Genomic DNA, 15,260 nt, shown 5'->3' on the forward strand with positions numbered 1-15,260 from the left:
GCACCGGAGCATTGCCGCATGACCGCACCTTTGATCAGCGTCATCATCAACAATTACAATTACGGCGCGTATCTGGCGCGCGCCGTGCAAAGCGCGCTGGATCAGACCGGTGTGCACGCCGAGGTGATCGTGGTGGACGATGGCTCGGGCGATAATAGCCGCGCGGTAATCGAAAGCTTTGGCGATCAGATTGCGGCTGTATTTCAAAGCAATGCCGGGCAGGCCGCCGCGATCAATACCGGCGTGCGCCATAGCCGTGGCAAGATTTTGTGCTTTCTGGACGCCGATGACTGGTGGGCGCCCAACAAGCTGGCCGCCACTGCCGCCGCCTTTGACGCCGATCCGCGCGTGGGGCTGGTCTATCACCGGCTGCAACCGATCAACACCGATGGCAGCAACGCCTTTGCGCCGATCCCGCGCAGCCTGTGTCAGGGTGATCTGGCCCCGCTGATGGTGCGCTCGGGGGGGCGTTGGCCGTTTCCGATGACCTCTGCGGTGTCAGTGCGCCGTGACCTGTGGAACCAGATCGGCGACATCCCTGACAGCTTTCGCATTTCCGCCGATGCATGGCTGGTCGGGCTCTATCCGTTTTTCACCCGCGTCGCGGCACTGCCTGAACCATTGGGCTATTATTTCATCCACGCAAACAACTGGTATCGTGCGCAAGACGATGCCGCAATGTTGCAAAAGCGCATGGCCCATTGGGACGCCACCGTTGCGGCCACCAACGCGTTTTTGACCGACCGAGGGCAGCCCCATCGCCTCGATCTGGCGGAACACTTCCCCTATCAGAGCGCGCGCGCGCGTCTTGAGGGAGCCTCGCCGGCGGCGCGTTTGGCACTGTTATGGGATGGGCTGCGCGATCCTGGTGAACCGGTTCTGGCACGCCGCATCCGTGATAGTTTGCGCGCGATCCGTGAGGTCTCAGGCGCAGGCATGGACAACACTGATCCGGTCCGCGCGCCATGAAAGTGCTGCTGATCGGCGCTGAACCGCTTGATTACACCATCGCATTCGCCAATGGAGTTGCGGCCAATATGGCCGTGACGCTGGTGGCCCCGCGCGCGCGGTTCGCGGCGCTGCGCGAGGCGCTGGACCCCGCGATTGATTTGGTCTTGATGGACTGGCCACGCCATCGAAGTCTAGCTAATCTGGCGTTTTTGATCCGCCTCACGCGGTTGACAAAACAGCGCAAACCCGACCTGATACACCTGCTCAGTAACACGGCCCTTTGGCTTAATCTGGCCGTGCCGTTCTGGCGGCCGATCCCCTTGCTGACGACGATCCACGACACCCGTCTGCACCCCGGAGATCGCGACACCGCCACGCTGCCCGCATGGGCACCGCGCCTGATGGTGCGCCAGTCAGGCGATGTCGTGGTGCATGGCGAAGGCTTGCGCACCAGCGCGGCCGAAACATTTCACAAACCCGGCGATCGCATCCACGTGCTACCCCACCCCGCGATGCCGCGTTACGCCGATCTGGCGCGCGCGAATGGGCTGACGCGGCGCACACCGAAAGGCAGTTTCATGGTTTTGCTGTTTGGCCGTGTTTTTGCCTATAAGGGCCTCGATACGCTTTTGCGCGCCGAGGCGCTTCTGGGTGATCGCGTTCCGGGCTTGCGCATCGTCGTGGCCGGGCGGGGCGATGATCCGATGGCGCTGCGCGATCTGATGGGGCGGCCCGAGCGTTACGATATCCGCCACCGCTTTATCGAGGATAGCGAGGTCGCGCAGCTCTTTCTGGACGCTGATCTGGTGGTGCTGCCTTACCGCGAAGCCTCGCAAAGCGGCGTGCTGCCGGTGGCGGCAACCTTTGGCAAGCCCGTTGTGGTCAGCGATGTGGGCGAGCTGCGTGCCAGTGTCGAACCGCATGGAACGGGGCTGGTCGTGGCGCCCAACGACCCCGCGCAACTCGCCGATGCAATTGCACAAATGGCGCAAGATAGCGATTTGCGCGCGCAATGTGGCGAACGGGCGCGCAAATGGGCGGACACCGTGGTTGCCCCTGCAATCGTCGGTGCGCAGGCGCAACAGCTTTACGCCCGCATCCTCCAAAGGGTCTAGGGCGTCCACCAAACAGATGGGCGCGATATCGGGAAGTTACGTTGTTCCGCACGCGCCACTGCCGGACAGTTAAAGCCAAGAAATATCAGCGAACGGATGGGGAAACGTGCGCAAGATCAGCCATAAGCGTCCTAAACCGATGCCAGAGCCAAGCGTGCGCCACTATGTGGCGGGCGGCACAGAGCATGGCGGCGGGATCGGGCGTTTGATTGGCTATATTCTGGCATCGCAATCCCAAGGCACCCATGATCACCGCGTCACCGACACGCGCGGGGCACGGTGGGACAAACTGCGCTCGCCACCCGTCCTGTGGACAGCGATGACTTTGATGATCAAAGATCGCCTGCTAGCACCGGGCCGGGTGCATCATCTGCATATCGCCGGGCGGGGCAGCACGTCGCGCAAGCTGATCCTCGGGGGCTTGGCGCGTGGGTTGGGATGCACCCATGTGCTGCATTTGCATGATTTCGATTATGCCGCCGATTTCCTGCGCCGCCCAAATTGGCAAAGACGCGCGATCCGCACCCTGTTTCGCGGCGCCGATCGTGTCATCGTTTTGGGGGAGCGTGATCGTTCCACCGCCACGGATTTGCTGGGCGTGCCGCCGCGCAGTATCGGCGTGTTGCACAATGCCGTGCCCGACCCGCAACAAGATGCCAGCGACGTTGCGTCCGCCGATTTGCCCCCCGCAAACGCTCCAACCCGGATCGTGTTTCTGGGGCAATTGGGGCCGCGCAAAGGTGTGCCGGAACTGCTAGGCGCCTTAGCCCATCCCTCCATGCAGTCGCTGCACTGGTCCGCCGTGTTAGCGGGCGATGGTCCCGTGGATCACTACAGCGCCGAGGCGGCGCGTCTGGGGCTGTCCGAGCGCGTGACGCTGCCCGGTTGGCTGAGCAGTGCGCAGACCCGCACGCTGTGCGAAAGTTCGGATATTTTGGTTCTGCCATCGCATGGCGAAGGCATGGCGATGGCGGTGCTTGAAGGGCTGGCGCATGGGCTTGCGGTGGTGACGACGCGGGTGGGCGCGCATGAAGAAATTCTGTGCGATGGCAAGACCTGTCTGTTCGTCCCCGTCGGCGATGTCGCCGCGTTGGCCCACGCCCTGAGCGACCTGATTTCCAACCCCGAAAAGCGTGCGCAAATCGCGCAGGCGGGACGGGCGCAATATCTGAACGCCCTCAGCATCGAAGCCTATGTCGGCAAGCTCGACGCCTTGCTTCAATCCGTCTCTCAAGGCGCATTGCAAGGCGCGCCGACCCAGCGAGGAACGGCATGAACCAGCTTCAACCCAAGCGACCCTCACACATGACCTTTGCTGCCCCCGATCCCGCCCAACCGCGCGAGGCCGATTTCGACCTGGGCGCAATGGTGCGGATGGTGCGGCGCAATGCCCGGTTTATTGCGATGGTAACGGGCGTTTTGACTGTTCTGGCGCTGCCTTTCATCATCGCCATTGAACCGGTCTATCGCGCGCAGGCCCGGTTTCTGATTCACCCGACACTTGCCATCGACACCGGCACCGAAGCGAGTGCTCCAGACCTTAGCGATGAGGTCGAGCGCCTGCGCTCGCGCGCGATTGCCGATCAGGTCATCACCCAGTTTGATCTTGCAGCCCTCCCGGCGTTTAATCCGCAGGCGCAGCCCCCCAGTGCGATCAGCCGGGCCTATACGGGGCTGAAATCGGCCCTGTCTGGCAAATCAGAAACCGCGCAACCCCTTGGCACACAAGAGCGCGTACTGTCATCTTATTACCAGCACCTCTCGGTCTGGCATGAGACCAAAAGTCAGGTCGTACAAATTAGCTTTAGCGCACCCGATCCAAAGCTGGCCGCCGAGGTGCCAAACGCGATGATCGGCATCTATCTGAAAGATCGCGAGGCCAAGCACCAACAGCGCATTTCTGGCGCGCTTGAACTTTTGGATGCCCAGATTGCAGCTCAGAAAACCAACGTCGCGCAAGCCGCCGCCGAAGTACAAAACTATCAAGAAGAAAGTGGCGTCACCTCGGTCGGACGCTCGGAAACGTTGGAGCAAAGCCGCATCGTTCTGGTCAATGAACAACTCTCCGATCTTCAGCGCAAAACGTCGGAACTGCGTGGCAAAATTCGCTCGGTCGAAGCTGCGTTGGCCGGAGATAGCGGGATCACCCAAGACGAGCCTGAGGAACTCAGCGATCTGCGAAAGGCGCTACAATTGCGCAAACGCTCGCTCGCACAGCTGACGGCAAGTTACGGTGATGCTTACGGCGGGGTCCTGGTGGAGCGCGCCCATATCGCCGAGATCGAAAGCTCGATCCGCGATGAGCTGACCTCTTGGGCGGCCTCAATGCGCGCCCAGCTTGGTCAGCTTGAGGATGAGCAAGCGATCCTGACGCAGAACCGCGATGCGTTGCAGGGCACGTTGTCAAAAACGACAGTAGCCGAACTGAAACTGATCAACCTGATCCGGCGCGCGGATGCGCAGCGCACTATTCTGGATGGCTATGAGGGTCAGCGCCGCCAGCTTGAGGCACGCCTGTCCCAGCCCGCGCTTGACCTTGAAATGATCGCCCCGGCAACGCCGCCGCTTTGGCCTGAAGGGCGCGGGCGCAAGATCTATCTGTTCTTCACGATGCTCGCCTCGGGGCTATTCGCGCTGACTTTGGCGGGGGCGCGGGATCTGACGGATCGCACTGCGCGCTCGCATGTGCAATTTGACGACGACCCCGATCTTGTCCCCGTCGGAATGCTGCCAGCAGTGGCGCACAGGGGCAAAGCACAGGGCAAGGAGAAACATTTCAAGCTAGCACTGAATTCTGTGATACGGATGATCGCCGGGCAAGAGGGCGGCGCGCTGCCTCGCAGCCTGATGATTACGCCCGTTCAGGCCCATGACGGTGCGCGCTTTGTCGGCTACCGGCTGGCGCGCGAATTGGTTGCAAGCGGTCAGGGCGTGCTACTTATTGATACGGTTGGCCCGCGTGAGCCTTGGTATATCGAGCACCTGCCCGCGATTTTGCATCCCGACAAAGCACACTCCGAGATCGCCCCGGCAGGTCTGGCCGAGCATCTGCGCGAGGGTCGCGATCTGGGCGAGCTGGTCGATTGTACGGACCCCGATGGTCTGCGGATCCTGCATCGCGGAAACAGCCCCTTGCCGCCGCTTGAAGATGCGCAGGCCATTCGCGCTATTCTGAAATATGCCTCTACGCATCGGTTGATGGCGATCTTCATCTGCCCCCCCGCGCTAAGCAGCGCCTCGACGACGCAGATTGCCGCGGTGATGGAGCAGGTCTTGATGGTGATCCGCTGGGGACACTCACCCCAAGACGCGGTGCGCGCGAGTGCCGATCATCTGCAACTGGCGGGCGTGAATCGCGTGCTAAGCGTGCTGAACCGCGTCGATGCACGCCGCCAAGCGCTGTATCCGTTCGGGGATGGCACCGCCTTCGCCCACGCGGCGCGCGCGGATGCGTGGTAGGCGCGCGATGCTTTCGTGAGCCCCGCCGCTAAAGACGCGCCAACTGCGCCGCGATGCGCCTGATCTTGGGCATTTGCACGTTGCGTAAACCGGTTCAGACGACTTCCAAACCAAACCGAGCCCCACAGAAATCGCGCCGCCCACGCGGCACCGCGCTGCGCTTTCCCCAACCGCTTAGCCGCGAAAGGCGCGGGCGAAATAGTCGCTGAGCGGCTTGACCAAATAGGCCAGCGGCGTGCGATCCTGAGTGCGGATGAACACCTCTACGGGCATGCCGGGGATCAACGTCACATCGTCAGGCAGCCGCTCCCGCTCATTCTCGCTCAGGGTGACTTCAACGCGGTAATAGCTTGTCTTCGAGGCTTCATCCTGAAACGCATCCGCCGATATCTGCACGACATTGCCCGTCAGTTCGGGCGTTGTGTGACGGTCCAGCGCCGAGAACCGCACGCGCACGTCCTGCCCGATGCGGATCTGGTCGATATGGTTTGGCGCCACCTGTGCGTGGATCACCAAAGGCCGATCCTGCGGCACGATATAAAGCACCGGCTCCGCCGGCTTCAGCACCGAGCGCGGCGCAAACACTTGCAGCCCGTAAACCACACCAGACACCGGCGCGACAATATCCAGCCGGTTGATCTGTTCGATCAACGACGAGCGCTGCTCGCGCAGTTCAAGCTCGCGATATTGCAAATCTTGCAACGTTGTGTTGGTCTCTTCGCGCAGACCCGATTGCAATTTCAAAAGCTCGATATCGATTTCCGTCATGCGGCCTTCAGACTGAGCCTTTTGCGCGGTCAACTCGCCGAGACTGCCCTGCAGCCCGGCCGCTTCGCGCTGCAATGACAACACGCGCGAGGCCTGTGCCAGCCCTCTGTCCAAAAGCGATTGCTGATCGGCCAGTTCCGAAGCGATCAGGTCATTTTGCTGGCTCAGCGCGTTTTGCTGCGCCACGATACCCTTGATCTGATCGGCAATCTGCAACTTGCGTTTCGTAAGCTGTGAAATCTCGTTCTTCTGGGTCTCGGCACGCGCAGCCAGCAACCGCTTCTGTCCCTCCATCAACCCTCGAACATCGGCGTTTTCAGTTGCGGCTTGCATGAGCAGCGGATCAAAGGAGATCGTCGCGATCCCATCCCGTTCGGCCTCTAGCCGGCCACGACGCGCCATCAGCTCAAACAACTCGTTTTCGGTGATCAAGAGCTTGGATTTGAGCGTCGTCGCATCAAGGCGCAACAAAGCCTGACCCGTCTTTACCATCTGCCCCTCATCGACCAAAATCTCGGACACCACCCCGCCATCGGGATGCTGTACCACCTGACGGTTTTGATCGACCTCGATACGCCCGCTGGAAATGACGGCACCGGAGATATTGGTAAAGGCAGCCCAGCCGCCAAACCCGCCAAGCAGCAGGACCAAACCGATAATCCCAATCGAAATCGGCCAGCGCGCCGACCATGCCGTGTTCTGATCGTGGTCCATTATTTGATCCCTCCGGTGCCGACAGATTGCACGATTTTGCTGCGGTTCTGAACAACCTCGCGCAGCACATCGTCTTTTGGCCCAAAGGCGCGCACAGCACCGTTTTCTAGCATTAACAAAATGTTGCATTCTTTGATCGCGGCCGGGCGATGGGCCATGATCAGCACCGATTTTCCGGCCTCCTTGAAGCCTCGGATCGCTGTGTTCACGGCGGCACTTCCTTCACTATCAAGATTGGAATTGGGTTCGTCGAGCACCAAGATCACCGGATCACCATACATCGCGCGCGCCAGCCCGATGCGCTGCATTTGCCCCCCCGACAACCGTCCGCCATTGGCTGACACCAGCGTGTCATAGCCCTGCGGCAGTTTGAGGATCATCTCATGCGCATCAGCCTTGACCGCTGCCGCGACGACCGCTGTGGGGTCGGGTGCATCCGACAGGCGGGCGATATTTTCGGCAATCGTGCCCTCAAACAACTGCACCCGTTGGGGCAGGTAGCCGATGTGACGCCCCAGCATATGGGGCGCGAACTGATCCAGCGTCGCGCCATCCAGCCGGATCGTTCCCGAGCGCGGCCGCCACACTCCGGTGATCGCGCGCGCCAGTGTAGACTTGCCCGAACCCGACGTGCCAATCACGCCGATGGCTTGGCCCGGCTCAACCTTGAAGCTGACGGCTTTCAGCACCGGCTCGGCTTCGCCGGGGGCCAGAATAGTGAGGTTATTCACCTCAAGGCGGGCTTTCGGGCGGGGCAATTCGGTGCGCGCGCCTTCGGGCGGGACTTGCTCAAGCAGCACTTCCAAGCTGCTCCAGCCTTTGCGCGCGCGCTGGATCATCGCCCATTGACCAACGATCTGCTCGACCGGGGCCAAGGCGCGCCCCAACAGGATCGAGGCCGCAATCATCGCGCCCGCCGTCATCTCGCCGCGCAACACCAGATAGGCCCCGAGCCCCAGCATTGCCGACTGCAAGAACAGCCGAAACGTCTTGGTGGTAACGCTGAACGTGCCGCCCAGATCAGAAGCGCGGATCTGCGCCCCAAGCGCACGTCCGCGCGCTTTATGCCAGCGATCAAACGCGGCGTCGCGCATCCCCATCGCCTGAACCATTTCGGCCTCGGCGCGGATCTGATTGGCCATCACCCCGGCTTGCACCGCCGCTTGATTTGCACGCCCAAGCGAGCCGCTTGTGGCAAACTGGTTGACCAGCGCAACCACCACCAAAATTGCCCCCCCGATCAGCGCGAGCGTTCCAAGCCAGGGGTGGAATATCCAGATCCCCGCCAGAAAAAGGGGCGTCCAGGGCAGATCGAAAACCGAGGTCAGCACAGGTGATGAAATCAATCGTTGCACCACCTCCAGATCAGCCAGCCCGGTCGTCGTGCGCTCATCCGGCGCAATCGCGGATTTGCGCACTACTGCGTCAAACACCCGCCGATCAAGGCGCGATTGAAACCGCGCGCCCACCCGACCCATGATGCGCCCGCGCGCATAATCAAGAAGCCCCATCATGCCATACAGAAACGCCACCAGCGCCGTCAGCGCCACCAGCGTTTCGACCGATCGGCTACCGAGCACCCGGTCATAGACCTGCAGCATGTAAAGCGGCCCCGTCAGCATCAACAGGTTCACGAAAACGCTGAACACCCCGACAAAGACATACAGGCCCCATGACTCCCTGCGCGCCGCGCGCAGTTCGGCTCGACCATGAATGGGGACTTGCTGGGACATCTTGGGTTACCTTCAATTAGCGGCGGATCGGATAGGCGAAATGGTGGGTTTGAAAGCTATCGCAAGGTGGGCGCGACGCGAGTTAGCACTTGTTTGGAAACTTGCGGCGAGAGGTGCCGTGAATCGGGACTGCGCACTCCGGCGGACCTTGTGTTACGAGGTTGGGGCTTTGATCATGAAACCTCCGCTCACGCCATCGCAGCCTTACCAGACAAGCCATTTCCCGCCATCCGATCGGCGGACAGCTAGGCGATGACCGAAAATCGCGAATCGTGCTATGACGACGGGAACGCCAGCTTGATTGGCCAAACCCATCTAAATGAAACGGAATTTCGCGGTGACACGCCCACACATTATTCTGATCGGTCTGAGCGGAAATACCCGCGAGATATTCGAGGCCGTGCAGACGCAGTTCGAAATCACCGCGATCCTGTCGGATGATCCCACGCATGGCCCGACATTTGAGGGCATCCCGGTTGCCCCGTTGTCGCGCGCCCATGACTATGGCGAGGCGCAGTTTCTGTTTCTGATTGGCTCGCAGGCATCTTATCTGCAACGACGTGAATTGATTGCGCGGCTCGACATTGCACCCGAGCGCTACGCCCAGATCATCCACCCACGCGCAACCATGTCGCGCTTTGCCCAGCTTGGTGCGGGCGTGGTTTTGCATTGCGGCGTTACGGTGACCTCGAATGCGGTCTTGGGGGCGCATGTGATGGTACTGCCCCATTCGGTCATTCATCACGATGTGAGGATCGGGGATTATTCGCTGATCGGCTCGAATGTGACCATCGCGGGCTCGGTTGAGATTGGCGAGAGTTGTTATATCGCCAGCGCCTGCTCGATCCGCAACGGAGTGCGGATCGGGGACGGGGCACTGATCGGGATGGGGGCGAATGTACTGAACGATGTCGCGCCCGGCGCGGTGATGGTGGGCAATCCGGCACGCGAGATCCCGCGCCGCAGCTAGGGGCGATGTCGCCCCAAGGTCGCCCGCGCCCCGCCGATACCCGTCCCGTCTCATCATCCCGGCTCGCGCATTGGCTGAGCAGCGCGCGCCGCCTGTGCGGGTGCCATCGGAGCAGTCGCGACCCTCAAAGTCCCGCGCTTGCGCCCGGCTGTCCCTGCCCCGCGCGCCTTTGCCATCTCGTCGCGCAAGGTGTCGGCGACCGTCGCGACCTCGTCATCACTTATCTGCACATAAAGCGGCAGCAGGATCGCGTGATCGCGCGCCTGTTCGGAACGCATCAGTGAATGACGCAACTCAACATCCGACTGCGCCAATTCCATATGCATGCACATGATGCCGCGCCGCGTGGTGATGCCGCGATCTAGCAAGCCCTGCATCAAGGCGCGCTGATCAATCTTGGGGTCAAGGCGCACGCAATAGCTTTGCCAATTCGAGCGCGCCCACGCCGGTTGAACCGGAGTGGTCAGCCCGTCGATCCCGGCGAGCATCTCGCCGTAAAGGGCTGCGATCTCACGGCGGCGACGCACGATATCGGCCAGCCGCCCCAACTGCACCCGCCCGACCGAGGCTTGGATATCGGTCATGCGATAGTTGTAGCCTCGCTCGATATAGCTTTCGAATTCTACGCGGGCAGCGGCGTGACGGGCGGTGTCGGAAATCGACATGCCGTGCTGACGCCACAACCGGAATTTCGCGTCATATTCAGGGTTGCGGGTGGTCAGCATTCCACCTTCGCCCGTGGTGATGACCTTGCGCGGGTGGAACGAGAAACACGCGATATCACCATGCGGCGCGCCGATTTTTTCCCACTGCCCGTCGATGCGAATTTCCGAGCCGATAGCACATGCGGCATCCTCGATCAGCGGCAGATCATGGGCGCGCGCAATCGCCAGCAGCGCCGTCAAATCACACGGCATCCCGATCTGATGCACACACATGATCGCCTTGGTGCGCGGCGTGATCGCCTGCGCGACTGCCTCGGGGTCGATGTTGTAGCCACCCGTCTCGATGTCGACGAAGACCGGCATCGCACCGCATTGCCGGATCGCGTTGCCCGTCGCGACAAAAGAATGGCTGACGGTGATCACCTCATCGCCGGGCCCCACGCCCACTGCCTGACAGGCCAGATGCAGCGCGGTCGTACAGTTGGACACGGCCACCGCATAGGGCGCATCCACGAGGGCGGCGAAATCAGCCTCAAACGCGGCGACCTGCGGCCCTTGCGAGACCCAGCCCGACAAGACCGCGTCATGGGCGGCCTGCGCCTCGGCCTCGCCCAACAGCGGTTTGGCAATCGGTATCATGCGAACATCTCCCGCGTTTGCTTAGTCGTCGTTTCACCCTGCCACCACGCAATCAGATCGGCGAGACCCTCGGCGACCGGGATCTGCGGGGTAAAGCCAAGCTGTTTGGCGGCCAGCACGCCAGAGGCCAGACGGCGCGGCACCGGATTGACGTTGCGCTCGGGCGCGTGGGTCGGCACCAGATCGGGTCGCCCCATCCCGGCCGACAGCAATTTTGCCAACTCAAGCAGCGAAGTTTCGGTTTCGCTGCCCACGTTGAACACCGTGTCCGAAACCGGCATGCTGGCGGCCAAAATGTTGGCCCGCGCCACATCGCGCACGTCGATCATATCCATCGTCTGAAGCCCGTCGCCGAACACAATCGGCGGCTCACCATTGGCGATCCGCTCCATCCAGCGCACCATGACCTCGGTGTAGCGGCCATGCAGATCCATGCGCGGACCGTAGACGTTGAAATAGCGCAGCGCGACATATTCCAGCCCGTACATATCGTTGAACGAGCGCAGCAGCCCCTCGCCAAACGTCTTGGCCGCACCATACAGCGTGCGATTGGGATAGGGCGGCTCTACTTCGGTGGTCGGGAAATGCTCGGCCATGCCATAGATCGAGGCCGAGGACGCCATCACCACCTTACGTGTGCCCGCGCGCTGACACATCTGCAGCAGGTCATAGGTGGCCTGCACCATCACCGACATCGCCTCGTCAGGTTCGGCGGCGCAATGGGTGATGCGCAGGGCAGCCTGATGAAATACGGTATCGGTGCCTGCGACCAAACGCTCCATCAGGTCGGTGTCGCGAATATCGCCCTCGATCACCGTCACCCGCTTGTCGCCCAACGCCGCAGCCAGGTTCTCGCGCCGCCCGCGCACCATGTTGTCAATGACGATAATCTCGCCGCAGTTCTCGGCCAGCAGAAGATCGACGATATGAGAGCCGACAAAGCCACTGCCGCCGGTGACCAGAATGCGCTTGTTTGCCAGAATAGACTGCGTGCTCATAGGATTATCCTTGCATTTCCATTGGGGCCATCGCGCTGGCGAAGCGGTTCACCGACTCCACGATATGCTCGACATGCTTGTCCGTCAGATCGGGATGGATCGGCAGCGAGACGGTGGTGTCGGCATAGGCCTCGGCCACCGGGAAATCGCCGCGCGCATAGCCCATGCGGGCATAGGCGGGTTGCAGATGCACCGGGAGGGGGTAGTGGATGCTGGTGGGCACGCTGGCGGCTTCCAGATTGGCCTGAAACTCGGCACGGTTGGCCACGCGGATCGCATAGACATGGCCCACATGATCCTCGCCGAACGGCCCCTTGGCACGCGAAATGTCGGGCGCAAGACCTTCGTGATACATGTTGACGATCCGACGCCGCGCCGCGTTCCACGCATCCAGATGGCGCAGCTTCACATCAAGGATCGCACCCTGCACCGCATCCATGCGAAAATTGTAGCCCTCTACGACGTGGTTGCCTTTGCCCTTCTGACCCCAGTCGCGCAGACAGCGCACCTTGGCATCCAGATCGGCCGAGCTGGTGACAACCGCACCACCCTCGCCGCACGCGCCAAGGTTCTTGCCCGGATAAAAGCTGAAGCAGCCGATATCGCCGAATGTACCCGCGCGCTGCGAGCCGCGTTGCGCGCCGTGCGCCTGTGCCGCGTCTTCGATCACCAGCAACCCATGACGGCGCGCGATGTCGACGATGGACTCCATATCGGCCAGCCGCCCATGCAAATGCACCGGCATGATCGCGCGGGTGCGCGGCGTGATCGCGGCTTTGATCCGCGCGGGGTCCATGTTCCATGTCTCGGGGTCGATATCGACCAGAACCGGGGTCGCGCCAGTATAAAGGATCGCGGCCACCGTGGCGACGAATGTAGAGGGCGTGGTGATGACCTCATCGCCGGGCCCAATCCCGGCAGCCAACAGCGCCAGATGCAACGCCGAGGTACCACTACTGACGCCAATCGCAGACCCCGCGCCGCAATAAAGCGCAAAGTTCTCTTCGAACGACTCGACAGGCTCGCCCAGCACATAATTGCCGCTGCGCAAGACCTGCAGCACGGCTTCTTCTATCTCGGGGGCGATGGCGCGATATTGGGCGCGAAGGTTCAGGAACGGGATCATGACGCCTCTCTTTTCTGGCCAAGTTCGACGGGAAAGCCCCGGCGGGTTGTGGAAAGGGTTGCCGCAGCAAGCAGCTCGACGACGCGCAAGCCACCGACGCCATCGGTCAAAGGCGTGGCTTTGGTGTCGATGCACCGCGCGAATTCCTGAACTTCGGTGACCAGCGCCTCTTTCGAGGACAGCGCGGGCGCGCGCATATCCCCAAGGCGATACGAAACAAGCGGCTCATAAGGGTCGCTGCCCGGCGCCGCACCACGGTCATAGACCTTGACCTTCTCACTGGTCTGCATGTCGTCATAGATCACCATGCGCTGGCTGCCCCCGATCACCGTCTGGCGGATCTTTACCGGGGCAAGCCAATTCACGTTGAGATAGGCCATCACACCGTCATCATAATAGATCGACAGATGCGCCATATTGGCCGGGCTGCCCGCGATGCAGGTCGCCGCACTGGCAGACACCGCAATCGGACTGGCCCCCAGAAGGTGGTCGAGAATAGCGATGTCATGCACCGCGAGATCCCATATCACATCGACATCGCGCTGGAAAATCCCAAGGTTCACCCGCGTGGAGTCGTAATAGTACATCTTGCCAAGTTCACCTGAATGCATCAGCTCTGAAATTTTCTGAACCGCTCCGGTATAGATGAAGGTGTGATCGACCATCAGGATCACGCCTTTGCGGGCGGCAGCCTCGACCAGCTGCGCGGCGCGTTGGGGGGTATCGGCCATCGGCTTTTCCACCAGCACATGCTTACCCGCCTGGATCGCGGCCATGGCCAGCGCGAAATGGCTGGCAACGGGCGTGGCGATCATCACGGCATCGACTTTGGGATCTGCGATCATTTCCAGAATATCATCGGTCAGCCGTGCCGCCGGATGGCGCTGCGCCGCGCGTCCCCGCGCCTTGCTGTCGCGATCCGCGATCATCTCGACGCGCGCACAGCCCGATTCCGAGACCGCCCGGGCGAGGTTCGGGCCCCAATAGCCGTATCCTGCGACTCCTACGTTGATCATGTCCGGTCCTCCGGTTGCTGCGACTGATGTGTCTGTGAATGGCCGTTGCTTTGCGCGGGCACCTCGCCGATGACCCGCGCGGGCACACCCGCCACGATGGCGCGTGCAGGCACATCACGGGTGACGACGGCGCCTGCCCCGATCAAGGCGCCTGCGCCGATCGAGATGCCGCATAAAATGGTTGCGTTGGACCCGATGGACGCGCCGCGCCCAACCAAGGTCTCAAGGCATTCCCAATCCTGCGCACCTTTCAGCGCGCCATCAGGATTGGTACTGGCGGGATACATGTCATTGGTGAACATCACGCCGTGACCTACGAACACACCGTCCTCAAGCGTGACGCCACTACAGACGAAACTATGCGAGGAAATCTTGCACCGCGCACCGATGGTGGTGTCTGCCTGAATCTCAACGAACGGTCCGATTTGGGTCTGGCTGCCAATCGTGCAGCCATAGATATTCACCAGATCTGGGTGCGTGATCTTTACGTCTGCGGCGAGTGAGCAATTCACAATTGGCACATCAGTGATCCGTAGCTGGGCCGCGGGGTCTTTCTCAGGGCCTCTCGCGGCGATTATCCCTAGGACAAAGTTGACAAATCACGCGTCATTTAAGAACCGCGCTATTGGGCGTAGCGCGCTGCGGATCGGGGGATTTGGGGGATATATGGCCACCGCCAAACGCCGCGCGCGCACCGCTGATTTGCGTTCGCGCGCGTCAAAAGGGAGAGGCGCGCCTTCGTGCCTACGCCCTTTCGCCATCCTGACTTCGGTCAAATGTGCCCGCACTACGCCTTTTGATTAAGGTCGCCGAATCGGCTCTCAAAGGCGCAAATCACCTCATCGTGGCAGGGCAAGCCCGAGTCACGTTCAACGTGAAAGATCCAACCAGATATTGCCGTCGGCAAGCGGATCGTCGCCAAATAGGGGGATTTTAATTCTCTGAAAGATGCTTTTTTTGCTTGACCGGCAGAAATCCGCCCATTGCGACTGACCTTAACTTCAACGGGCAAGTTGCTGAGGTTTGGCTGAAAAATAAGGCCGATTTGGCTCCTAAACTCCCGATCGGCGCAAAATGCACACGCGTTTTGTCAAGTTGCCGCTTAC

Annotated in this window: 12 protein-coding genes; 5 read left to right on the plus strand and 7 right to left on the minus strand. The window is 61.3% G+C overall.

The features are described 5' to 3' along the window. Positions 1-18 precede the first annotated feature (18 nt). From ACN0SD_RS10405 to ACN0SD_RS10420, 4 genes are all read left to right on the plus strand, one after another. Entirely contained in the window at positions 19-969 is a 951-nt protein-coding gene (locus ACN0SD_RS10405) for a glycosyltransferase (RefSeq protein WP_417808177.1), read from the plus strand. After that, the gene (locus ACN0SD_RS10410; protein ID WP_417808178.1) at positions 966-2,066 is read left to right on the plus strand and encodes a glycosyltransferase family 4 protein; all 1,101 of its coding nucleotides are present in this window, start codon (positions 966-968) and stop codon (positions 2,064-2,066) included. Before ACN0SD_RS10405 ends, ACN0SD_RS10410 begins: the two co-directional genes overlap by 4 nt. A gap of 106 nt (positions 2,067-2,172) precedes the next feature. Further along, positions 2,173-3,342 carry a glycosyltransferase family 4 protein gene (locus ACN0SD_RS10415; protein ID WP_417808179.1) on the plus strand — a complete coding sequence of 390 codons (1,170 nt, stop codon included), beginning with the start codon at positions 2,173-2,175 and terminating at the stop codon, positions 3,340-3,342. Further along, on the plus strand, positions 3,339-5,525 hold the full coding sequence (locus ACN0SD_RS10420; protein ID WP_417808180.1) for a GumC family protein: 2,187 nt from the start codon (positions 3,339-3,341) through the stop codon (positions 5,523-5,525). The genes ACN0SD_RS10415 and ACN0SD_RS10420 overlap by 4 nt, the downstream gene beginning before the upstream one ends. Before the next feature lie 174 nt (positions 5,526-5,699). Here ACN0SD_RS10420 and ACN0SD_RS10425 read toward each other — a convergent pair whose 3' ends face one another. Both ACN0SD_RS10425 and ACN0SD_RS10430 read right to left on the minus strand, forming a co-directional pair. Continuing rightward, entirely contained in the window at positions 5,700-7,007 is a 1,308-nt protein-coding gene (locus tag ACN0SD_RS10425) for an HlyD family type I secretion periplasmic adaptor subunit (protein WP_417808181.1), read from the minus strand. Then, entirely contained in the window at positions 7,007-8,740 is a 1,734-nt protein-coding gene (locus ACN0SD_RS10430) for a type I secretion system permease/ATPase (protein ID WP_417808182.1), read from the minus strand. Before ACN0SD_RS10430 ends, ACN0SD_RS10425 begins: the two co-directional genes overlap by 1 nt. 337 nt (positions 8,741-9,077) lie before the next feature. Between ACN0SD_RS10430 and ACN0SD_RS10435 the strand changes: the two genes are divergently transcribed. Continuing rightward, positions 9,078-9,710 carry an acetyltransferase gene (locus ACN0SD_RS10435; RefSeq protein WP_417808183.1) on the plus strand — a complete coding sequence of 211 codons (633 nt, stop codon included), beginning with the start codon at positions 9,078-9,080 and terminating at the stop codon, positions 9,708-9,710. A 53-nt stretch (positions 9,711-9,763) separates the two neighbouring features. Here ACN0SD_RS10435 and ACN0SD_RS10440 read toward each other — a convergent pair whose 3' ends face one another. The 5 genes from ACN0SD_RS10440 to ACN0SD_RS10460 are packed head-to-tail and all read right to left on the minus strand — an operon-like array spanning position 9,764 to position 14,675. Continuing rightward, a complete protein-coding gene (locus tag ACN0SD_RS10440; RefSeq protein ID WP_417808184.1) occupies positions 9,764-11,014 on the minus strand; it encodes a DegT/DnrJ/EryC1/StrS family aminotransferase in 1,251 nt (416 codons plus the stop codon). Next, positions 11,011-12,012: an NAD-dependent epimerase/dehydratase family protein gene (locus ACN0SD_RS10445; RefSeq protein ID WP_417808185.1), complete on the minus strand. Its 1,002-nt coding sequence runs from the start codon at positions 12,010-12,012 to the stop codon at positions 11,011-11,013. The genes ACN0SD_RS10440 and ACN0SD_RS10445 overlap by 4 nt, the downstream gene beginning before the upstream one ends. A gap of 4 nt (positions 12,013-12,016) precedes the next feature. After that, complete coding sequence (locus ACN0SD_RS10450; RefSeq protein ID WP_417808186.1) at positions 12,017-13,138, minus strand: DegT/DnrJ/EryC1/StrS family aminotransferase; 1,122 nt, start codon at positions 13,136-13,138, stop codon at positions 12,017-12,019. Next, positions 13,135-14,154 (minus strand): Gfo/Idh/MocA family protein, encoded by a 1,020-nt coding sequence (locus ACN0SD_RS10455; RefSeq protein ID WP_417808187.1) that lies wholly within the window; start codon positions 14,152-14,154, stop codon positions 13,135-13,137. The genes ACN0SD_RS10450 and ACN0SD_RS10455 overlap by 4 nt, the downstream gene beginning before the upstream one ends. Beyond that, positions 14,151-14,675: an acyltransferase gene (locus tag ACN0SD_RS10460; protein ID WP_417808188.1), complete on the minus strand. Its 525-nt coding sequence runs from the start codon at positions 14,673-14,675 to the stop codon at positions 14,151-14,153. The genes ACN0SD_RS10455 and ACN0SD_RS10460 overlap by 4 nt, the downstream gene beginning before the upstream one ends. Between the last annotated feature and the right edge of the window lie 585 nt (positions 14,676-15,260).

The sequence above is a fragment of the Thioclava sp. genome (assembly GCF_048263065.1).
Classification (GTDB): Bacteria; Pseudomonadota; Alphaproteobacteria; order Rhodobacterales; family Rhodobacteraceae; genus Thioclava.

Excerpts from the sequence above, each read along its gene's own strand:
- ACN0SD_RS10445 (WP_417808185.1), bottom strand. The coding sequence starts at position 12,012 with ATGAGCACGCAGTCTATTCTGGCAAACAAGCGCATTCTGGTCACCGGC.
- ACN0SD_RS10420 (WP_417808180.1), top strand. The coding sequence starts at position 3,339 with ATGAACCAGCTTCAACCCAAGCGACCCTCACACATGACCTTTGCTGCC.
- ACN0SD_RS10425 (WP_417808181.1), bottom strand. The coding sequence starts at position 7,007 with ATGGACCACGATCAGAACACGGCATGGTCGGCGCGCTGGCCGATTTCG.
- ACN0SD_RS10430 (WP_417808182.1), bottom strand. The coding sequence starts at position 8,740 with ATGTCCCAGCAAGTCCCCATTCATGGTCGAGCCGAACTGCGCGCGGCG.
- ACN0SD_RS10440 (WP_417808184.1), bottom strand. The coding sequence starts at position 11,014 with ATGATACCGATTGCCAAACCGCTGTTGGGCGAGGCCGAGGCGCAGGCC.
- ACN0SD_RS10455 (WP_417808187.1), bottom strand. The coding sequence starts at position 14,154 with ATGATCAACGTAGGAGTCGCAGGATACGGCTATTGGGGCCCGAACCTC.
- ACN0SD_RS10405 (WP_417808177.1), top strand. The coding sequence starts at position 19 with ATGACCGCACCTTTGATCAGCGTCATCATCAACAATTACAATTACGGC.
- ACN0SD_RS10410 (WP_417808178.1), top strand. The coding sequence starts at position 966 with ATGAAAGTGCTGCTGATCGGCGCTGAACCGCTTGATTACACCATCGCA.
- ACN0SD_RS10450 (WP_417808186.1), bottom strand. The coding sequence starts at position 13,138 with ATGATCCCGTTCCTGAACCTTCGCGCCCAATATCGCGCCATCGCCCCC.